Origin of the sequence: Citrobacter sp. CK188, from assembly GCF_030333525.1 — a bacterium.
GTDB lineage: Bacteria > Pseudomonadota > Gammaproteobacteria > Enterobacterales > Enterobacteriaceae > Citrobacter_B > Citrobacter_B koseri.
Genome location: NZ_JAOWFU010000001.1, coordinates 1 through 21,272 on the forward strand (window position 1 = coordinate 1; position 21,272 = coordinate 21,272).

Genomic DNA, 21,272 nt, shown 5'->3' on the forward strand with positions numbered 1-21,272 from the left:
TTGTTCCGTGTCAGTGGAGGCGCATTATAGGGAGTTATTCCGGCCTGACAAGGGGAAATTTAAAATTATTTTCCGACTGCTTTCTTTTTAAGCAAAACCACTATTAACATGCCATAAAATAAGCAATTTGCCGTTTTTACAACCTTAATCACACTTCCTGATGGCATACTAATGAATAAGAAAAGAGAAAGGACAAACATTTATGCCTTTAAGCGCACAACAGTTAGCTGCACAGAAAAATCTTTCCTACGTTCTGGCTGAGAAGCTGGCGCAGCGAATCTTAAAGGGTGAATACGCGCCCGGCACCATTCTTCCCGGAGAAATCGAACTGGGCGAGCAGTTTGGCGTGAGTCGCACGGCGGTACGTGAGGCAGTGAAGACGCTAACAGCAAAAGGCATGGTGTTGCCCCGTCCTCGTATTGGTACGCGGGTTATGCCGCAGGCAAACTGGAACTTCCTCGATCAGGAACTGCTCACCTGGTGGATGACAGAAGAAAACTTCCATCAGGTTATTAATCATTTTCTGGTGATGCGTATCAGTCTCGAACCGCAGGCATGTTCACTGGCAGCGACGATCGGATCAGCGGAACAGAAAGCGCATCTGAATACCTTAATGGAAGAGATGGTGGCGTTGAAGAAGAACTTCAGACGCGAACGCTGGATTGAAGTCGATATGGCGTGGCATGAGCATATTTATGAAATGAGCGCGAATCCGTTCTTAATCTCTTTTGCCTCGCTGTTCCATTCGGTCTATCACACCTACTTCACCTCTATTACCTATAACGATGTGGTGAAGCTGGATTTACACCAGGCTATTGTAGATGCCATAGCCGACAGTGATGGCGATCGCGCCTTTAAAGCGTGCCAGGCATTGTTGATAGCGCCGAACGAACAACCGGACAAGTAACGGGATACCGAATGTCAGAGAAAAAAGCGCGCAGTATGGCCGGGTTGCCGTGGATAGCGGCTATGGCTTTTTTTATGCAGGCGCTGGATGCTACCATTCTTAATACCGCTCTACCCGCTATCGCGCACAGCCTCAACCGTTCTCCTCTTGCCATGCAGTCCGCTATTATCAGTTATACCCTGACGGTCGCGATGCTGATTCCGGTAAGCGGATGGCTGGCCGATCGCTTTGGCACCCGTCGCGTCTTTATTATTGCCGTCAGTCTGTTTACGCTCGGCTCGCTGGCATGCGCGCTTTCTGGCTCATTAGCTGAATTGGTTGTCTTCCGCGTGGTGCAGGGGATCGGCGGCGCAATGATGATGCCGGTCGCCCGTCTGGCATTATTACGCGCTTACCCCCGAAGTGAACTGCTTCCGGTTCTGAATTTCGTGACGATGCCAGGCCTGGTCGGCCCCATCCTCGGCCCGGTATTGGGGGGCATACTGGTGACATGGGCAAGCTGGCACTGGATCTTCCTGATTAATATTCCCATTGGCATTGTAGGTATCCTGTATGCCTGTAAGTACATGCCAAACTTCACCACGCCGCGACGCCGTTTCGACATGACCGGCTTCTTCCTCTTTGGTTTGAGTCTGGTGCTGTTCTCCAGCGGAATGGAGCTTTTCGGCGAGAAGATCGTCGCAACCTGGATAGCATTAACCATTATTCTGAGCAGTATCGTGCTGCTGCTGGCCTATATTCGCCATGCGCGTCGACACCCAACGCCATTGATTTCACTTTCGCTGTTCAGAACGCGCACGTTCTCCGTTGGGATAGCTGGAAACCTCGCCACGCGTCTGGGAACGGGATGCGTTCCCTTCCTGATGCCGCTGATGATACAGGTAGGATTTGGATACCCGGCGCTGATAGCCGGCTGCATGATGGCTCCGACGGCGCTGGGTTCTATTCTGGCGAAATCAGCGGTCACTCAGGTGCTGCGCAAACTGGGGTACAAGACGACGCTGGTCGGCATTACGGTATTTATTGGCCTGATGATTGCGCAGTTCTCTTTGCAATCCCCCGCCATGCCGGTATGGATGTTGATTCTGCCGCTGTTTGTTCTGGGTATGGCGATGTCCACGCAGTTTACCGCCATGAACACCATCACCCTTGCGGACCTGACCGATGATAACGCCAGCAGCGGCAACAGCCTGCTGGCCGTCACGCAGCAGCTTTCCATCAGTTTAGGGGTAGCGATCAGCGCTGCCGTATTGCGTCTCTATGAAGGGATTGAAGGAACCAATACGGTTGAACAGTTCCACTATACCTTTATTACGATGGGCGCTATTACGGTGGTATCCGCGCTGATGTTCATGTTGCTGAAAGCCAAAGATGGCCGCAATCTGATCAAAGAACGGCACAAACCTAAACCGACCCCCGCGCCATCAGAACAGGAGTAAGTTGCAGACGCTGCTGTTGTAGCGTGGGTTGTGCCATACGGTGAATCAACACATCGATGGCCAACTCACCCAGTTCATCTTTCGGTTGATGAATCGTCGTCAGCGGCGGCGTCATGTAGCGCGCCAGTTCAATATCATCATAGCCAATTACCGCCATATCCTGCGGGATGCGCAGCCCTGCCTGATAAAGCGCCTGATACGCGCCAACGGCCATTGCATCATTGCCGGCAAATACCGCCTGTGGGCGTTGTTTATGGGACAGCAGCATTTGCATGGTTTCAAATCCGCCGCCAAACTCGAAATCTCCTGTGATCTCATACCCTTCAGGAATTTCCAGCCCCGCGCGTTTCATCGCCTCCCGATACCCTTCCAGCCGCAAACGCGCGGGCGTTTTGTCCAGCGGGCCGGTAATGCAGGCTATTCGGGTAAAACCTTTATCAATCAGGTATTGCGTCGCTAAATCGCCGCCCAGAAGGGAGTTGTCCTGGATCAGATCGCAATCCCCTTCGTCATCAAAGGGCGACCAGTCCATCATCACGGTAGGAATAGAGGGATAACGCTGCATGATCTCCCGGGAGGGTTGATGCGTCTCCGTACAGAGCAGCAATAGGCCATCGACCCGCTTTTGCATCAGCGTTTCCAGATTGCGGTTCATTCGCTGCTCATCGCCTTCGGTATTACACAATACCAGGCTGTAGCCCCGCTCGAAGCAGCTACGTTCAACGCCGCGCACCAGTTCTGAATAAAAAGGATTGGTACTGGCGGTGATCAGCATGCCGATTGTGCGGGTCTGATTTAATTTCAGGCTACGCGCCAACGCTGAAGGCGCGTAGTTTAACTCTTTAATCGCCGCTTCCACTTTCCCGGTGATAGCTTCACTGACAAAGCGATCTTTATTAATAACGTGCGAAACAGTTGAAGTGGAAACGCCCGCCAGACGGGCAACATCCTTCATTGTAGCCAAACGTTACCTCTGCTGACCTAAAAACGCCTCTATCTCTTCACGCCACGGAACAGAAGGTTGCGCACCTTTGCGTGTCACCGCAATCGCAGCAGCGGCATGGGCAAAGCGAATGGCCTCCGGCAGCGGCGTCTCTTCCAGTAAGGCGGTAACTAACGCACCATTAAAAGTATCCCCGGCAGCTATCGTATCAACGGCGTTCACTTTAAACCCCGGCACACGACGGCCTTCGCCCTTCACGCTGGCCCACACGCCGCGGCTGCCTAACGTAATCAGTACGGTATGAATGCCTTTATCATGCAGCACCTGCGCTGCTTTAGCGGCATCTTCATCACTTTCGACGCGAATTCCCGTGAGCTTTTCCGCTTCGGTTTCATTTGGCGTAATGATGTCCACCAGCGCCAGCAGCTCATCAGACAGTTCACGCGCCGGAGCCGGGTTAAGCGCAACGGTAGTGTTGTTCTGATGCGCAATTTTTGCCGCCGCCAGAACGCTTTCAATCGGCGACTCGAGCTGCATCAATAGCGCAGAAGCCCCGGCGATACGCTCGCGTTGCGCTTCCACCAGCGCAGGCGACAATGCGGCATTGGCGCCAGCATGAATGCCGATGACATTTTCCCCTTCGCCATTAACAAAAATCAGCGCGACTCCGGTAGATTCCCCGTTAATCACGCTGACCGGAACAATATCAATGTTATCGCTGGCTAACTGTTTACGCACGCTCTCGCCAATATCGTCATCGCCAGTACAGGCAATAAACGCGATATTTGCGCCGCTGCGCCCTGCGGCCACCGCCTGATTCGCGCCTTTACCGCCGAATGCCACCTGATATTGGGTGCCCGTTACGGTTTCGCCTGGCGCAGGAAAAGATTCGAGGTTGAGGATGTGATCGGCATTAATACTGCCAAGGACGACAAGGTTGCCTGCGGTTTTCATGTTCGGGATGTCCAGTAAAGTGCGCCACCGGGTTAGGGTGGCGCGTGCCCTGCTTTTCTTTTTACGCTTTCATCTTCAAATAACTCTCTGAGGATGGCGTATTTATGTCGCCATCAGACCGCGAACGGCCTGAGCCGTTATTACTGCTTGATGACAAGTTTCAGGTCAACCGGATATTTGGCCTGAACTTTCTCGCCTTTCAGTACTTTATCAGCGGTTTCAACGCCTTTAGCGCCAATCTGATCCGGCAACTGAGCGATAGTCGCAGCCAGTTTGCCATCATTTACCGCCTTCTCGCCATCCGGCGTACCATCAAATCCAACCACCATCACATCAGATTTACCTGCGGTTTGCAGAGCGCGCAGCGCACCCAGCGCCATTTCGTCGTTCTGTGCGAATACCGCCTGCACATCAGGATGCGCAGTCAGCAGGTTCTGCATGACGTTCAGACCTTTGGTGCGGTCAAAGTCAGCAGGCTGGCTGGCCAGTACATTAAATTTGTGTGCCGCAACGGCCTGCTGGAAGCCTTCGCCACGCTCACGCGCTGCGGATGTTCCGGCGATGCCTTGCAGTTCAATCACTTTCGCGCCTTCACCTGCTTTCTTCGCGATGTAATCACCGGCGATTTTGCCGCCCAGCACGTTATCGGAAGCAATGTGGCTGACAACGTCGCCTTTGGTTGCCTGGCGATCAAGGGTGATAACCGGAATATTCGCCTGGTTAGCCATCTTAACCGCGTTGCCTACCGCGTCGGAATCGGTTGGGTTGATCAGCAGAATTTTAGTGCCGCGAACGGTTAAATCCTGAACGTTAGCCAGTTCTTTCGCCGGGTTGTTCTGGGAGTCCAGCACGACCAGGTTATAGCCCAGTTTATCCGCCTCTTTCTGCGCCCCCTCTTTCAGGGTGACAAAGAACGGGTTGTTGAGCGTGGAGATCACCAGAGCAATGGTGTCTTTCGCCATCGCATTCGCGCTCACGGTGGCGCTCAGCGCAACAGCAGAAACCAGGGTAGCCAGTTTTTTCATGTTCATATTTAAGATGTCCTGTAGTCGTTGTTACTGCTTTTTGTTGTCTACCAGTACCGCCAGCAAAATCACCACCGCTTTGACGATCATCTGGTAATAGGAGGAAACACCTAACAAATTCAAACCATTATTAAGGAAACCGAGAATCAATGCGCCGATCAATGTCCCAACAATGCGCCCTTTACCGCCCGCCAGGCTGGTGCCGCCTAACACAACCGCTGCGATGGCATCCAGCTCATAACCCGTACCCGCCGTTGGCTGCGCGGAGGAGAGACGGGCCACTTCGATGATGCCCGCCAGCGAGGCCAGCAGACCACAAAGCGAATAGACGATGATTTTGACTTTACTGACGCTGATACCCGACAGACGCGTTGCCGCTTCGTTGCCGCCCAGCGCATAGATATAGCGGCCCAGGCGAGTATGATGCAGCATGTACCACGCCGCCAGGAAGACGATACCCATAATCCAGACCGGCGTCGGAACGCCCAGCGGGCGGCCAATCCCGAACCAGCCGAAGAGATCGGCGTTATCCGTAAAGCCGGTATTCACCGGGCTTCCGTTGGTGTACACCATCGTGACGCCGCGCAGCAGAAGCATCATTACCAGCGTGGCGATAAACGCCTGCACGCGACCTTTCGCCACGATCACGCCGGTCACTGCGCCAATGGCGGCGCCTAACGCCAGCGCCGCCGCAACGGCCACCAGCGCATTCACTTCAATCCCTACAATTGAAGCAGCAACCGCGCCGGTAAGCGCCAGCAGGGAACCAACGGACAGATCGATGCCTGACGTCAGGATAACCAGCGTCATCCCGACGGCCATGATAGCGTTGACGGACGTTTGCTGGAGAATGTTAAACAGGTTATTAACGGTAAAAAAGTTGGGACTCATGGTAGAAACAATCGCGATCAGCACCAGCAGAGCGATGAGCGATTTCTGCTCCATCAGCCACGCTTTAGTGAAATAACGGCGACCAGAAACAGCCTGGATAGTCATCTTTTTTACTCCTGATTCACGCGATTAAGCTTGCCCACAGCGGCAGCCATTAACACTTCCTGGGTGGCCTGCTCGCGAGTGAATTCACCGCCGAGATGCCCTTCATGCATGACGATAATGCGATCGCTCATACCCAATACTTCTGGCATCTCAGATGAGACCAGAATGATGCTCAGGCCATCGGCCTTAAACTGGTTGATAAGCTGATAAATTTCTTTTTTCGCGCCAACGTCCACACCGCGGGTTGGCTCATCGAGGATCAGCACTTTGGGGCGGGTCATCAGTCCACGCGCAATGGCGACTTTCTGCTGATTGCCGCCAGAGAGCAACCCGATAGCCTGCTCCATCGACGGCGTTTTCACATTGAACAGACGGATAAAGTCACTCACCGCCTGCTGTTCATCTTTATGTTTCAGGTTGCCGCCAGCGCGGCTGAAATAACGCAGCGCGGTGAGCGACATATTCTCTTTTACCGACATGCCGAGCACTAAGCCGTCACGTTTACGGTCTTCAGAGATATAAACAATACCGTTAGCCAGGCCATCCTGCGGTGAACGGGTAACCACTTCATGCCCGTCGAGCGTGACGTAACCGCTGGTGCGCGGCAGCGCGCCGTACAGCACTTTCATCAGTTCCGTACGCCCGGCGCCCATCAAACCGGAGATCCCCAGAATTTCCCCTTTGCGCAGAGTAAAGGAGACATTATTAACGCCGGGACCGCACAGGTTATCGACTTTCAGGCGTACCTCGCCTGGCGCTTTATCCAGACGCGGGTACTGATCTTCAAGCTTACGTCCGACCATCATTTCAATCAGCGAATCTTCGGTCAGCGATGCCACTTCACGCTCGGCAATAAACTGCCCGTCGCGGAAAACCGTCACGTCATCGCAAATCTCGAAGATCTCTTTCATGCGGTGGGAGATATAGACAATGCCGCGCCCCTGCGATTTCAACTCGCGGATGACACGGAACAGCGATTCCGTTTCGGTATCAGTGAGCGCATCCGTGGGTTCATCCATAATGATGACTCGGGATTCGAAGCTCAGTACCTTGGCGATTTCGACCATCTGCTGATCGCCGATAGAGAGTTCGCCCACCAGCCTGTCGCTTTTGAAGCGCAGGTTGAGTCTGGCAAGCAGAACATCCGCTTCGGCATACATCTTTTTCCAGTCGATTTTGCCAAAGCGATTTACAAACTCACGCCCCAGAAAGATATTCTCGGCAATCGTGAGCTGTGGGATCAGGTTCAGTTCCTGGTGAATGATGCCGATCCCGGCTTCCTGCGAGGATTTTGGGCCATTGAAGGTCGTTTCTTTACCCAGCCACAATAACGATCCCGCATCACGGGTATAGATACCGGTCAGGACTTTCATCATGGTGGATTTGCCCGCGCCATTTTCGCCCACCAGCGCCATTACGCGACCTGGATAGACATTTAACGCGGCGCCAGATAGCGCTTTCACGCCCGGGAACGCTTTATCGATCCCTTTGAGTTGCAGTAATGCGTCCATGATGGCCTCAGAACGTGACGCCGGCACAGAGAATAACATTCGCATACGGGGAGCACTCCCCGCTGCGAATCACCGCCTGACTGTCTGCGGTTAGTTTTTTAAAATGTTCATGCGTGGTGTAACGAATTTCTATGGTGTTTCCCTGGTGTTGTTGCAGTTGCTCAATATGGCTGAGCAACGTTTCGTGGAGTTGCGGATTATGTTCTTTGATTTCCGTCGCGAGAATAGCCGCCTCAACCTGCATTTCATGGGTAACGACATCCAGTACCTGCATAAAAGAAGGTACGCCCTGGGTTAACGCCATATCGATACGCGTTGTACTGGATGGAACAGGTAAACCTGCGTCACACACTACCAGCGTATCAGTATGCCCCAGACGGGAGATGACCGATGAAATATCAGAATTAAGTACCGCGCCTTTCTTCATTTTCTTTCCCCACTAGCGAAACGTTTCGCTGGTAATAAGTTTACTCCCGGAAGTGAGCAGAAAACCATCATGACGTAACGGAATTGTGATCGGGGTCGAAACGTTTCGCTAAGTGAAATGCGGCAGGGGATAATTGCCCGGCGGCGCTGCGCCGCCCGGCATTTTAAAAGGCTTAAATCTCGACCTGCGTTCCCAGTTCGATAACCCGGTTCGGTGGGATTTCAAACTGATCCGGCGCACGCAGCGCATTACGCTGCAACAGCAGATAGAGCTTGCCGCGCAGACGCAAATACCACGGGCGTTTGCCGAGGATCAGCGATTCATGCGACATAAAGAAAGAGGTTTCCATCATCCGGCAACTCAGCCCTTCCAGCCCGCAGCGGTGGAACACTTCCTCAACGTTCGGCGTTTCGCGCCAACCGTAGCTGGCCACCACGCGCCAGAAGGTTGGCGACAGTTGCTCAATCTGCACCCGGCGAACATTGTGTACGTATGGCGCGTCTTCCGTGCGTAGCGTCAGCAGAATCACGCGTTCATGCAGCACCTTGTTATGCTTGAGGTTATGCAGCAACGCAAACGGAATGACGTTCAGCGCGCGGGACATATACACCGCCGTACCGGGGACGCGTACCGGAGGCGATTTCTCCAGCGAGGCGATCAGGGCTTCCAGGGAGTTACCGTGCTCATGCATACGACGCAGCAGACGGAAACGCTCGCTCTTCCAGGTCGTCATAATGATGAACATCACGATCCCCAGCGTCAGCGGCAACCAGCCGCCCGACAGCAGTTTGTCGAGGTTTGCCGAGAACAGCGGAACATCAACGCACAGGAACGCCACCAGGATCAGCGCGACAAAATACTTATTCCAGTGCCAGTTTTTACGCGCCACGGTGGTAGAAAGAATCGAGGTCAGCACCATCGTACCGGTAACGGCAATACCGTATGCCGCCGCCAGGTTGCTGGAACGCTCAAAGCTGACAATAACAATAACCACCGCAAAATAGAGCATCCAGTTCACGAACGGAATATAGATCTGCCCGGACTCCATTTCGGAGGTGTGGATAATGCGCATGGGCGACAAATATCCCAGCCGCACCGCCTGGCGCGTCAGCGAGAAGACGCCGGAAATCACCGCCTGAGAGGCGATAACCGTCGCCAGCGCGGCAAGAATCAGCAGCGGGATCAGCGCCCACTCCGGCGCCAACAGGAAGAACGGGTTCTTAATCGCTTCCGGGTGTTTGAGCAGCAATGCGCCCTGACCAAAGTAGTTTAACGTTAATGAAGGAAGAACAACCGAGAACCAGGCCAGACGAATCGGCAGCTTGCCGAAATGCCCCATATCCGCATACAGCGCCTCAACCCCGGTAATCGAAAGCACCACGGCGCCCAGCGCAATAAACGACACCGTTTTGTACTCAAGGAAGAATTTCGCCGCCCACATGGGATTGAGGGCATGAAGCACATCCGGGTTAGCGATGATACTGCGCAGGCCGAGTCCGGCCAGAATCAAAAACCACGTCAGCATAATCGGCGCAAACAGCTTACCGACCATCCCCGTCCCGTGTTTCTGAATCATAAACAGCAGAGTAAGCACAATAATAGAAAGCGGGACGACCCAGGTATCCAGTTCCGGCGCCACAATTTCCAGACCTTCAATGGCCGACATGACTGAGATCGCGGGTGTAATCACCACTTCGCCGTAGAAGAAGCTACCGCCAATTAACCCCATAATGACCAGCGTGGACGTCATTCTCGCCGATGTATTACGCCCGGCTAGCGACATTAAGGTCAGAATCCCGCCCTCACCGGCGTTATCTGCGCGCATGACAAAAGTCAGATACTTGATGGAAACAACAAAGATCAGCAGCCAGAAAATCAGCGACAGAAAGCCAAATACGGCATCACGTTCAACACCAAAACCAAACTGACCGGACAAGCATTCACGAAGTGTATAAAGTGGGCTGGTACCAATATCACCATAGACAACCCCAATCGCTGCGAGAGTGATCGCAGACAATGATTGTTTATTATCAGTGCTCATAGACTCGTCTTTCGTTTATACATGGCATCTTTCAAACGACAAGGCTCCCGGGGATCCACTCCTTTGCCACCTTGATGCAGTTTGAATGATTTAGTGTATATATATGAAATGTGTGCGTAGTCCCTTGGCCCACAAAAAAGGCGCACAGTATGCACGATTAATCGCAAAATCGTACCCCTAATCGACGTCAGATTAACCTGGCGCAAAGAAAAAGAAACGATGCTTCAGTCTATTATTGCTTCGTGGCGAAACGTCTATACTCGCTGTTAACATGATACATCTGGCGGAAGGACGCCACCTTATTATGGCTCACCCACATTTATTAGCGGAAAGAATTTCCCGTCTGAGCAGCGCCCTGGAAAAGGGACTTTATGAACGTAGCCACGCCATTCGCCTTTGCCTGCTGGCAGCGTTGAGCGGTGAGAGCGTCTTTTTACTTGGCCCGCCAGGCATTGCCAAAAGCCTGATAGCCCGTCGTCTGAAGTTCGCCTTTCAGCACGCCCGCGCCTTTGAGTATCTGATGACGCGTTTTTCCACGCCCGAGGAGGTTTTTGGTCCTCTCTCCATTCAGGCGCTAAAAGATGAAGGTCGCTATGAGCGTCTGACCACGGGTTATCTTCCTGAAGCGGAAATCGTCTTTCTGGATGAGATCTGGAAAGCGGGCCCGGCAATCCTGAACACTCTGCTGACCGCCATTAACGAACGCCATTTCCGTAACGGCGCGCACGAAGAAAAAATTCCGATGCGCCTGCTGGTGGCGGCCTCAAACGAGCTTCCCGAAGCAGACAGCAGTCTGGAGGCGTTATACGACCGTATGCTCATTCGTCTGTGGCTGGATAAAGTACAGGATAAGGCGAATTTCCGCTCCATGCTGGTAAGCCAGCAGGACGAAAGCGACAACCCGGTGCCAGCCTCATTACAGGTGACTGATGAAGAGTATTATCAGTGGCAGAAGGATATTTCCGCCATTACGCTGCCCGATCATGTATTTGAACTGATTTTCACGCTGCGCCAGCAGCTTGATGCGCTGCCAGATGCCCCCTATGTCTCCGACCGTCGCTGGAAAAAAGCCATTCGCCTGTTACAGGCCAGCGCGTTCTTTAGCGGACGCGACGCCGTTGCGCCAATCGATCTTATCCTGCTGAAAGATTGCCTGTGGTATGACGCGCAAAGCCTGAATCTGATGCAGCAACAGCTCGAAATATTGATGACCGGGCACGCCTGGCAGCAACAGGCAATGCTGACGCGCCTCGGCGGCATTGTGCAACGTCGCCTCCAGTTGCAACAGCAGCAAAGCGATAAAACAGCCTTTACCGTTGTTCGTCAGGGAGGAATGTTCAGCCGCCGTCCCCATTACGATCTGCCGCCAGAGGCGAGCGCGCCAGTGCTAACCTTGCTTTTGCAACAACCGCTTAAACTGCATGATATGGAAGTCATTCATATCGCTTTTGAACGCAGCGCCCTTGAGCAGTGGCTGGCAAAAGGCGGAGAGATCCGCGGCAAACTCAACGGGATCGGTTTTGCCCAGACGCTGAATATGGAAGTTGATAGCGCTCAGCATCTGGTGGTGCGCGACGTCAGCCTACAGGGCAGCCGTCTGGCGCTACCGGGCAGTTCAGAAGAGGGAATGCCCGGCGAAATCAAACAGCAGCTTGAGGCGCTGGACAGCGAATGGCACCAGCAACACAGCCGGTTCAGCGAACAGCAAAAATGTCTGTTTATCCATAGCGACTGGTTAGGTCGTATTGAAGCCAGCCTACAGGATGTTGGTGCGCAGATCCGCCAGGCGCAGCAATGCTGACACTGGACACGCTGAATGTCATGCTGGCGGTCAGTGAAGAGGGGATTATCGAAGAGATTATCCTCACTTTGCTGGCCTCCCCGCAGCTGGCTATCTTCTTCGAGAAATTCCCCCGATTAAAGAGAGCCATTTCCGACGATCTTCCCCGCTGGCGCGAAGCGCTGCGCAGCCGTCTTAAAGACGCGCGCGTGCCGCCGGAACTCACGGAAGAGGTGATGTGCTATCAACAAAGCCAGCTTCTCGGAACAACGCAGTTTATTGTGCAATTGCCGCAGATATTAGCGTTGCTGCACCGGCTACATTCGCCCTATGCCGGGCAAGCCCAGCAACTGGTGGACAGTAACGCCACTTTTACGCCAGCGCTACACACGCTTTTTCTGCAACGCTGGCGTTTAAGCCTGATCGTGCAAACCACGGCCTTAAATCATCAGTTGCTGGAAGAGGAGCGCGAGCAGTTGCTGAGTGAAGTGCAGGAACGCATGACGCTCAGCGGGCAACTGGAGCCGGTCCTGGCGGAAAATGACCATGCAGCCGGCCGCCTGTGGGACATGAGCGCAGGGCAACTCAAACGCAGCGATTATCAGCTGATCGTAAAATATGGCGACTTCCTGGCAGAACAACCCGAACTGAAACGCCTGGCGGAACAGTTAGGCCGCTCCCGGGAAGCCAAATCGGTGCCGCGCAAAGATGCGCCGATGGAGACATTTCGTACGCTGGTGCGCGAACCGGCGACCGTTCCAGAACAGGTTGACGGTATTCAGCAAAGCGACGACATTCTGCGCCTGCTGCCGCCTGAGCTGGCAACGCTCGGCATTACCGAACTGGAATATGAATTCTACCGACGGCTGGTGGAAAAACAGCTACTCACGTACCGTCTGCACGGCGAAGCGTGGCGTGAGAAAGTGACTGAGCGCCCGGTCGTTCATCAGGATTTTGACGAACAGCCGCGCGGGCCATTCATTGTTTGCGTGGACACCTCCGGCTCAATGGGCGGATTTAACGAGCAGTGCGCGAAAGCCTTTTGCCTGGCGCTGATGCGCGTCGCGCTGGCGGATAACCGTCGCTGCTTCATCATGCTGTTTTCCACAGAGGTCGTGCGCTATGAACTGTCTGGCCCAGAAGGCATCGAGCAGGCCATCCGCTTTTTGAGCCAGCGCTTTCGCGGCGGCACGGATATCGCCAGCTGTTTTCGCGCCATCATTGAGCGGATGCAGGGGCGAGAGTGGTTTGATGCGGATGCGGTAGTCATTTCAGATTTTATCGCCCAGCGCTTACCTGACGATGTTGTGAATAAAGTAGGGGAGTTACAACGGGTACACCAGCATCGTTTTCATGCGGTGGCGATGTCGGCACACGGCAAACCCGGCATCATGCGCATTTTCGACCATATCTGGCGCTTTGATACCGGGATGCGAAGCCGCCTGCTACGACGCTGGCGGCGTTAGAGAATTACAGCAGGGAAGCGACGCTTTCACGAACCTGCGCAGGCCACACGCCGCACTGAACCTGACCAATGTGCGGCAGTTGCAGTAGCAGCATCGTCAGGCGAGACTGACCAATACCGCCGCCGATCGTTTGCGGCATCTCGCCACGCAGCAGCGCCTGGTGCCACTCCAGACTCAGACGATCTTCATCTCCGGTCAGAGCAAGCTGGCGTTTCAGCGCATCGGCGTCGACACGGATCCCCATTGAGGAAAGCTCAAACGCATCTTCCAGTACCGGGTTCCAGACCAGGATATCGCCGTTCAGACCAGCATGGCCCAGATCAGAAGCAGAGCTCCAGTCATCATAATCCGGCGCACGCACGTCGTGGCGTTTACCGTCACTCAGTTTCCCGCCGATACCGACCAGGAAAACGGCGCCAAGCTCTTTCGCGATCGCGCGTTCGCGCCCTTTCGCATCCAGATCCGGGTAACGCGCCAGCAGCTCCTGGCTGTGAACAAAGTGGATCTGCTCCGGCAGGAACGGCGCCAGACCAAATTCTTTGCTTACCGCGGCTTCGGTTGCCTTAATGCCTTCCCAGATAGCCTCTACCGTGCTTTTCAGGGTGGCGAATTGACGCTCACCGTCGCCCATAACGCGTTCCCAGTCCCACTGGTCGACATAGACGGAGTGGAGTGGGGAGAGGCGGTCTTCGTCAGGGCGAAGGGCTTTCATGTGCGTGTACAGCCCTTCACCCGCGCTGAAGTCGTGTTGTCCCAGCGTCTGGCGTTTCCACTTTGCCAGTGAATGCACCACTTCAAACTGGGCATCCGGCAACGCTTTCACTTTTACCTGTACCGCTTTTTCACAGCCCGACAAGTTATCCTGCGTGCCATCTCCTACTCGGCTAAGGATCGGCGCCTGAACTTCAATCAGACCCAGACGCTCCTCCAGTTGACGAGAGAAGTGAGATTTCACGAAGCTAATTTGACGTTGTTTGGCGATGTAAGCGGTTTTCATTTTGTATACTCCTGCGTCCTGTTGCCTATGATTAAGCAACAGATTGAGGGTGATATTCAATAATCCACAAACAAAAAGCCGACTTCACTTTTGATTCGATAAAATAAGACGCTAAAATAGAGTGAATCACTAATCTACATAAGAAAAACCTATGGAAAATTATCAGATCGACAATCTGGATCGCGGCATCCTGGAAGCGTTAATGGCAAATGCGCGTACGGCATACGCTGAACTGGCCAAACAATTTAGCGTCAGCCCGGGGACGATTCACGTTCGCGTAGAAAAAATGAAGCAGGCGGGGATCATTACCGGCGCGCGGATTGACGTCAGTCCAAAACAGCTCGGATACGACGTCTGCTGCTTTATCGGCATTATTTTAAAAAGCGCGAAAGACTACCCATCCGCGCTGGCGAAGCTCGAAAGCCTGGACGAAGTGACCGAAGCGTATTACACCACCGGCCACTACAGCATCTTTATTAAGGTTATGTGTCGATCCATCGACGCCTTGCAACAGGTACTTATCAACAAGATCCAAACAATTGATGAAATTCAGTCCACCGAGACATTGATCTCCCTGCAAAACCCGATCATGCGTACTATCCGGCCGTGATCGGCTTTTTTAATACCACATTTTTCCACAGGTAGATCCCAGCTCGCTCACAGCGTACAATACCCCCTCTTTATAAGGATGGGCTCGTATGGCAGACATTACTCTTATCAGCGGCAGCACCCTTGGCGGTGCCGAATATGTTGCAGAACATCTGGCTGAAAAGCTGGAAGATGCAGGTTTTTCAACCGAAACCTTGCACGGTCCGCTATTAGAGGATCTGTCAGCGTCAGGAACCTGGCTGGTTATCAGCTCCACGCATGGCGCGGGCGATATCCCGGATAACCTTGCTCCTTTCTATGAAGCGCTTCAGTCGCAGAACCCCGATCTTTCTCAGGTTCGTTTCGGCGCCATCGGCATCGGAAGTCGTGAATATGACACATTCTGCGGCGCCATCGATAAAATAGAGGCCGCGCTCAAGACATCAGGCGCAAAACCGATCGGGGAAACCCTCAAGATCAACATCCTTGAACACGATATTCCTGAAGATCCGGCAGAGGTTTGGCTGGGATCCTGGATTAATTTACTCAAAATAGTGTAAAGATCGTGCGATCGAGTGTGGATAACTCTGGTAAGAAGCTTGGATCAACCAGTAGTTATCCAAAGAACAACCGGTGTTCAGTTTTTGAGTTGTGCATAACCCTTCATTCTGATCCCAGCTTATACGGGCCAGGATCACCGATCATTCACAGCTAATGATCCTCAACAACTTGTTGATCTTATTCAGCGGATCCTGGTTATCCACAGACAATCGCGATCCTAATAAGAGATCACAATAAAACAGATCTCTAAATAAAAAGATCTTCTTTTTAATACCCAGGATCCCGGGACTTTCTCCAGCGACTAAAGTTGAGTAGAATCCACGACCCGGGCTTCAATCCACTTTCACACCGCCGTATGCGAGGCAATTACCATGTTTTATCCAGATCCTTTTGACGTCATCATCATTGGCGGGGGTCATGCAGGCACTGAGGCCGCAATGGCCGCAGCGCGTATGGGACAACAGACCCTGCTTTTGACACACAATATCGACACGCTGGGGCAAATGAGCTGCAACCCGGCCATTGGCGGTATTGGGAAGGGACACCTGGTAAAAGAAGTGGATGCGCTCGGCGGGCTGATGGCGAAAGCGATCGACCAGGCGGGTATCCAGTTTAGGATACTAAACGCAAGCAAAGGTCCGGCCGTTCGTGCGACTCGCGCACAGGCGGATCGCGTGCTATATCGCCAGGCGGTGCGTACTGCGCTGGAGAATCAGCCGAACCTGATGATCTTCCAGCAGGCGGTTGAAGATCTGATTGTTGAAAACGATCGCGTCGTGGGCGCTGTTACCCAGATGGGCCTGAAATTCCGGGCTAAAGCGGTGGTTCTCACCGTCGGGACTTTCCTTGACGGCAAAATTCATATTGGTCTGGATAACTACAGCGGCGGCCGTGCTGGCGATCCGCCATCCATTCCACTGTCTCGTCGCCTGCGTGAACTTCCGCTGCGCGTCAGCCGCCTGAAAACCGGTACGCCACCGCGTATTGATGCGCGCACCATTGATTTCAGCGTACTGGCGCAGCAGCACGGCGATAACCCGATGCCTGTGTTCTCGTTCATGGGCAACGCGTCCCAGCATCCGCAGCAGGTGCCGTGCTACATCACGCATACCAACGAAAAAACCCATGATGTGATCCGCAACAACCTCGATCGCAGTCCGATGTATGCTGGTGTGATCGAAGGGATCGGCCCGCGTTACTGCCCGTCGATCGAAGATAAAGTCATGCGCTTTGCCGATCGCAACCAGCATCAGATCTTCCTTGAACCGGAAGGACTGACCTCTAACGAAATTTACCCGAACGGTATCTCCACCAGTCTGCCGTTCGATGTGCAGATGCAGATCGTTCGCTCAATGCAGGGGATGGAAAACGCGAAAATCGTGCGTCCTGGTTATGCCATTGAGTACGATTTCTTCGATCCGCGCGACCTGAAACCAACGCTGGAGAGCAAATTTATCCAGGGATTGTTCTTCGCCGGGCAAATCAACGGGACGACAGGTTACGAAGAAGCGGCCGCGCAAGGTTTGCTCGCCGGTCTGAACGCCGCCCGTCTGTCTGCGGACAAAGAAGGCTGGGCGCCTGCGCGTTCTCAGGCTTACCTCGGCGTTCTGGTGGACGATCTTTGCACGCTGGGCACCAAAGAACCGTACCGCATGTTTACCTCCCGCGCGGAATACCGCCTGATGTTGCGTGAAGATAACGCCGACCTGCGTCTGACCGAAATGGGCCGCGAGCTGGGCCTGGTGGATGATGAGCGCTGGGCGCGCTTCAACGAGAAGCTGGAGAATATCGAACGCGAACGTCAGCGTCTGAAATCCACCTGGGTAACGCCGTCGGCGGAATCGGCCGGCGAAGTGAACGCTCACCTGACTGCGCCGCTGTCGCGTGAAGCCAGCGGCGAAGATCTGCTGCGTCGCCCGGAAATGACCTACGCGCAGCTGACTTCGCTGACGCCGTTCGCTCCGGGTCTTGATGATGCGCAGGCCGCTGAACAGGTTGAGATTCAGGTAAAATACGAAGGCTATATCGCCCGTCAGCAGGATGAGATCGAAAAACAGCTGCGTAACGAGAACGCATTGCTGCCTGCAACGCTGGATTATCGCCAGGTTTCTGGTCTGTCGAATGAAGTTATCGCCAAGCTGAACGATCACAAACCGGTCTCTATCGGTCAGGCGTCGCGCATTTCCGGCGTTACGCCCGCGGCGATTTCAATTTTGCTGGTGTGGCTGAAGAAACAGGGAATGCTGCGTCGCAGCGCTTGATAACACTAATTTGGCGGGGGCGCTTCGCTTGCCCGCCCTACAAATTTGTAGGCCCGATAAGCGAAAGCGCATCGGGCATTTGATTATTAACAGGTAACGACCGTGCTTAACAAACTCTCCCGTCTGCTGGATGAAGCAGGCATTTCGCTTACCGATCACCAGAAAAATCAGCTGATTGCGTATGTCGATATGCTGCACAAATGGAACAAAGCCTACAACCTGACGTCAGTGCGGGATCCTAACGAGATGCTGGTACTCCATATTCTGGACAGCATCGTTGTGGCGCCGCACCTGCAAGGGGAGCGTTTTATTGACGTCGGTACGGGACCGGGGCTGCCGGGGATCCCGCTCTCCATTGTCCGTCCTGAATCGCATTTCACGCTGCTGGATAGCCTGGGCAAGCGGGTACGCTTTCTGCGCCAGGTTCAGCACGAACTCAAGCTGGAAAATATTACGCCAGTGCAGAGCCGCGTTGAAGAGTTCCCTTCTGAGCCGCCGTTTGATGGCGTGATCAGCCGTGCATTCGCCTCTCTCGATGACATGTTGAGCTGGTGTCGCCACCTGCCGGGGGAAAATGGCCGCTTTTATGCGTTAAAGGGTCAGTTGCCGGAAGAGGAAATCGCCTCGCTGCCTGCGGCGTTCAGCGTCGAGTCCGTGGTTAAACTGCGTGTCCCACAGCTGGAAGGCGAACGTCATTTGGTGGTCATTAAGCCAAACAAAATTTAATTTTTATCAAAAAAAATAGAAAAAAAACGGGCGCTCGCGTGTTAACAATCGCGAGGTAACGAATAGTTATACCTTGTTACTGTTAACCATGAGTTCACCGTTTTGTATCATTGCTACAACGTAGCTCTTTTTATTAAAAAATGAATTAATCAACATTGAAAATATCAGGTTGCTAAAAATTGAACCTAAGAATCACTCAGGTATGTTGAATTTTTATTATAAATGTCAATGAATGGTTTTTAGCTTGTAACCGGGTGTTTTTTAAATAGTGAGTGATTTTAGGCTTAAATATCAGAAAGATGAAAAGGCATCATTTGCCAAGTAAATAAATACTGCCGGGGCGAATATGCTCAATATGTGATCCGAAGCACGCTTTATCACCAGTATTTACGCGCCATTTGCAGTTTTGCATGATCGTTCACAGTTTGATGAAAAGTGATAAATGTGCACCAGGGAAAAATATTTAAACATTTATTCACCTTTTAGCTACTTATTGTTTGAAATCACGAGGGCGCACCGTATAATTTGACCGCTTTTTGATGCTTGACTCTAAGCCTTAAAGAACGTTTTATACGACACGCGGCATACCTCGAAGGGAGCAGGAGTAAAAACGTGATGTCTGTGTCGCTCTTGAGTCGAAACGTTGCTCGTAAGCTTCTGTTCATTCAGCTTCTGGCGGTAATAGCAAGTGGATTGCTGTTTAGCCTCAAAGACCCCTTCTGGGGCGCTTCCGCCTTATGCGGAGGCCTGGCAGTGTTGCTGCCTAACATGTTGTTTATGATATTTGCCTGGCGTCACCAGGCGCATACACCTGCGAAAGGCCGCGTGGCCTGGTCATTCGCCTTCGGCGAAGCCTTCAAGGTGTTAGCGATGCTGGTTCTACTGGTGGTGGCGTTGGCGGTTTTTAAGGCGGTATTTTTGCCGCTGATCGTTACGTGGGTTTTGGTGCTGGTGGTTCAGATACTGGCGCCGGCTGTAATTAACAACAAAGGGTAAAAGGCATCATGGCTTCAGAAAATATGACGCCGCAGGATTACATAGGACACCATCTGAACAACCTTCAGTTGGACCTGCGTACATTCTCGCTGGTGGATCCGCATAACCCCCCAGCCACCTTCTGGACGCTCAATATTGACTCCATGTTCTTCTCGGTGGTGCTGGGTCTGTTGTTCCTGCTTATGTTCCGCAGCGTAGCCAAAAAGGCGACCAGCGGCGTACCAGGTAAATTTCAGACCGCGATTGAGCTGGTCATCGGCTTTGTGCATGGTAGCGTGAAAGACATGTACCATGGCAAAAGCAAGCTGATTGCGCCGCTGGCCCTGACGATCTTCGTCTGGGTATTCCTGATGAACCTGATGGACTTACTGCCTATCGATCTGCTGCCGTATATCGGTGAGCATATCTTCGGTCTGCCGGCACTGCGTGTCGTTCCGTCCGCTGACGTGAACATCACCCTGTCGATGGCGCTGGGCGTATTTATCCTCATTCTGTTCTACAGCATCAAAATGAAAGGCATCGGCGGCTTCACGAAAGAGTTGACGCTACAGCCGTTCAATCACTGGGCGTTCATCCCTGTCAACTTAATCCTTGAAGGGGTAAGTCTGCTGTCCAAACCGGTATCACTCGGTCTGCGACTGTTCGGCAACATGTATGCCGGTGAGCTGATTTTCATTCTGATTGCTGGTCTGTTGCCGTGGTGGTCACAGTGGATTCTGAATGTGCCGTGGGCCATTTTCCACATCCTGATCATTACGCTGCAAGCCTTCATCTTCATGGTTCTGACGATTGTCTATCTGTCGATGGCGTCTGAAGAGCATTAATTTTACCAACACTACTACGTTTTAACTGAAACAAACTGGAGACTGTCATGGAAAACCTGAATATGGATCTGCTGTACATGGCTGCCGCTGTGATGATGGGTCTGGCGGCAATCGGTGCTGCGATCGGTATCGGCATCCTCGGGGGTAAATTCCTGGAAGGCGCAGCGCGTCAACCTGATCTGATTCCTCTGCTGCGTACTCAGTTCTTTATCGTTATGGGTCTGGTGGATGCTATCCCGATGATCGCTGTAGGTCTGGGTCTGTACGTGATGTTCGCTGTCGCGTAGTAAGCGTTGCTTGAATTAAGAGCAATATCAGAACGTTAACTAGATAGAGGCATTGTGCTGTGAATCTTAACGCAACAATCCTCGGCCAGGCCATCGCGTTTGTCCTGTTCGTTCTGTTCTGCATGAAGTACGTATGGCCGCCGTTAATGGCTGCCATCGAAAAACGTCAAAAAGAAATTGCTGACGGTCTTGCTTCCGCAGAACGAGCACATAAGGACCTTGACCTTGCAAAGGCCAGCGCGACCGACCAGCTGAAAAAAGCGAAGGCGGAAGCTCAGGTAATCATTGAGCAGGCGAACAAACGTCGCGCTCAGATCCTGGATGAAGCCAAAACTGAAGCAGAGCAGGAACGTACTAAAATCGTGGCCCAGGCGCAGGCGGAAATTGACGCCGAGCGTAAACGTGCCCGTGAAGAGCTGCGTAAGCAAGTTGCTATCCTGGCTGTTGCTGGCGCCGAGAAGATCATCGAACGTTCCGTGGATGAAGCTGCTAACAGCGACATCGTGGACAAACTTGTCGCTGAACTGTAAGGAGGGAGGGGCT

At 53.0% G+C, this 21,272-nt stretch carries 20 protein-coding genes; 12 read left to right on the top strand and 8 right to left on the bottom strand.

Features of this window, described 5'->3' with window-relative positions:
• The first annotated feature begins 202 nt into the window (after window positions 1-202).
• Window positions 203-907, top strand: a complete 705-nt coding sequence (locus OGV67_RS00005; protein ID WP_012131112.1) for a FadR/GntR family transcriptional regulator — start codon at window positions 203-205, stop codon at window positions 905-907.
• A gap of 11 nt (window positions 908-918) precedes the next feature.
• On the top strand, window positions 919-2,346 hold the full coding sequence (mdtD, locus tag OGV67_RS00010; protein WP_115615304.1) for a multidrug transporter subunit MdtD: 1,428 nt from the start codon (window positions 919-921) through the stop codon (window positions 2,344-2,346).
• Here the strand turns inward: mdtD and rbsR are convergent.
• The 7 genes from rbsR to kup all read right to left on the bottom strand — a co-directional run bounded on the left by rbsR (window position 2,312) and on the right by kup (window position 10,243).
• A complete protein-coding gene (rbsR, locus tag OGV67_RS00015; RefSeq protein WP_101744155.1) occupies window positions 2,312-3,310 on the bottom strand; it encodes a ribose operon transcriptional repressor RbsR in 999 nt (332 codons plus the stop codon). The two genes, mdtD and rbsR, sit on opposite strands and share 35 nt — an antisense overlap.
• Before the next feature lie 3 nt (window positions 3,311-3,313).
• On the bottom strand, window positions 3,314-4,243 hold the full coding sequence (gene rbsK / locus OGV67_RS00020; RefSeq protein WP_012131109.1) for a ribokinase: 930 nt from the start codon (window positions 4,241-4,243) through the stop codon (window positions 3,314-3,316).
• 140 nt (window positions 4,244-4,383) lie between these two features.
• Complete coding sequence (rbsB, locus tag OGV67_RS00025; protein ID WP_104867972.1) at window positions 4,384-5,274, bottom strand: ribose ABC transporter substrate-binding protein RbsB; 891 nt, start codon at window positions 5,272-5,274, stop codon at window positions 4,384-4,386.
• Between the two features lie 24 nt (window positions 5,275-5,298).
• The gene (rbsC, locus tag OGV67_RS00030; RefSeq protein WP_012131107.1) at window positions 5,299-6,264 is read right to left on the bottom strand and encodes a ribose ABC transporter permease; all 966 of its coding nucleotides are present in this window, start codon (window positions 6,262-6,264) and stop codon (window positions 5,299-5,301) included.
• 5 nt (window positions 6,265-6,269) lie between these two features.
• The gene (gene rbsA, locus OGV67_RS00035) at window positions 6,270-7,775 is read right to left on the bottom strand and encodes a ribose ABC transporter ATP-binding protein RbsA (RefSeq protein ID WP_058668328.1); all 1,506 of its coding nucleotides are present in this window, start codon (window positions 7,773-7,775) and stop codon (window positions 6,270-6,272) included.
• A gap of 7 nt (window positions 7,776-7,782) precedes the next feature.
• Window positions 7,783-8,202: a D-ribose pyranase gene (gene rbsD, locus OGV67_RS00040; RefSeq protein ID WP_049010847.1), complete on the bottom strand. Its 420-nt coding sequence runs from the start codon at window positions 8,200-8,202 to the stop codon at window positions 7,783-7,785.
• Between the two features lie 172 nt (window positions 8,203-8,374).
• Window positions 8,375-10,243, bottom strand: coding sequence for a low affinity potassium transporter Kup (gene kup, locus OGV67_RS00045; RefSeq protein ID WP_012131104.1), 1,869 nt, complete (start codon window positions 10,241-10,243; stop codon window positions 8,375-8,377).
• Between the two features lie 304 nt (window positions 10,244-10,547).
• Between kup and ravA the strand changes: the two genes are divergently transcribed.
• Window positions 10,548-12,044: an ATPase RavA gene (gene ravA, locus OGV67_RS00050; RefSeq protein WP_024130087.1), complete on the top strand. Its 1,497-nt coding sequence runs from the start codon at window positions 10,548-10,550 to the stop codon at window positions 12,042-12,044.
• Window positions 12,038-13,489 (top strand): ATPase RavA stimulator ViaA, encoded by a 1,452-nt coding sequence (gene viaA, locus OGV67_RS00055; RefSeq protein ID WP_130028782.1) that lies wholly within the window; start codon window positions 12,038-12,040, stop codon window positions 13,487-13,489. The genes ravA and viaA overlap by 7 nt, the downstream gene beginning before the upstream one ends.
• 4 nt (window positions 13,490-13,493) lie before the next feature.
• Here viaA and asnA read toward each other — a convergent pair whose 3' ends face one another.
• Window positions 13,494-14,486 carry an aspartate--ammonia ligase gene (gene asnA, locus OGV67_RS00060; RefSeq protein WP_024130086.1) on the bottom strand — a complete coding sequence of 331 codons (993 nt, stop codon included), beginning with the start codon at window positions 14,484-14,486 and terminating at the stop codon, window positions 13,494-13,496.
• 151 nt (window positions 14,487-14,637) lie between these two features.
• On the opposite strand from asnA, the gene asnC reads away from it, so the two are divergent.
• The 8 genes from asnC to atpF all read left to right on the top strand — a co-directional run bounded on the left by asnC (window position 14,638) and on the right by atpF (window position 21,259).
• A complete protein-coding gene (asnC, locus tag OGV67_RS00065; RefSeq protein WP_012131100.1) occupies window positions 14,638-15,096 on the top strand; it encodes a transcriptional regulator AsnC in 459 nt (152 codons plus the stop codon).
• A gap of 88 nt (window positions 15,097-15,184) precedes the next feature.
• Window positions 15,185-15,634 (top strand): FMN-binding protein MioC, encoded by a 450-nt coding sequence (gene mioC, locus OGV67_RS00070; RefSeq protein ID WP_012131099.1) that lies wholly within the window; start codon window positions 15,185-15,187, stop codon window positions 15,632-15,634.
• A 372-nt stretch (window positions 15,635-16,006) separates the two neighbouring features.
• Window positions 16,007-17,896: a tRNA uridine-5-carboxymethylaminomethyl(34) synthesis enzyme MnmG gene (gene mnmG / locus OGV67_RS00075; RefSeq protein WP_114848146.1), complete on the top strand. Its 1,890-nt coding sequence runs from the start codon at window positions 16,007-16,009 to the stop codon at window positions 17,894-17,896.
• A 102-nt stretch (window positions 17,897-17,998) separates the two neighbouring features.
• The gene (gene rsmG / locus OGV67_RS00080) at window positions 17,999-18,622 is read left to right on the top strand and encodes a 16S rRNA (guanine(527)-N(7))-methyltransferase RsmG (RefSeq protein ID WP_286464830.1); all 624 of its coding nucleotides are present in this window, start codon (window positions 17,999-18,001) and stop codon (window positions 18,620-18,622) included.
• Window positions 18,623-19,237: 615 nt separating this feature from the next.
• Window positions 19,238-19,618 (top strand): F0F1 ATP synthase subunit I, encoded by a 381-nt coding sequence (gene atpI, locus OGV67_RS00085; RefSeq protein WP_012131096.1) that lies wholly within the window; start codon window positions 19,238-19,240, stop codon window positions 19,616-19,618.
• A gap of 8 nt (window positions 19,619-19,626) precedes the next feature.
• Entirely contained in the window at window positions 19,627-20,442 is an 816-nt protein-coding gene (atpB, locus tag OGV67_RS00090; protein WP_047460083.1) for a F0F1 ATP synthase subunit A, read from the top strand.
• A gap of 47 nt (window positions 20,443-20,489) precedes the next feature.
• Entirely contained in the window at window positions 20,490-20,729 is a 240-nt protein-coding gene (gene atpE, locus OGV67_RS00095; protein WP_000429386.1) for a F0F1 ATP synthase subunit C, read from the top strand.
• A 59-nt stretch (window positions 20,730-20,788) separates the two neighbouring features.
• Entirely contained in the window at window positions 20,789-21,259 is a 471-nt protein-coding gene (gene atpF / locus OGV67_RS00100) for a F0F1 ATP synthase subunit B (protein WP_003827022.1), read from the top strand.
• Window positions 21,260-21,272 lie beyond the last annotated feature (13 nt).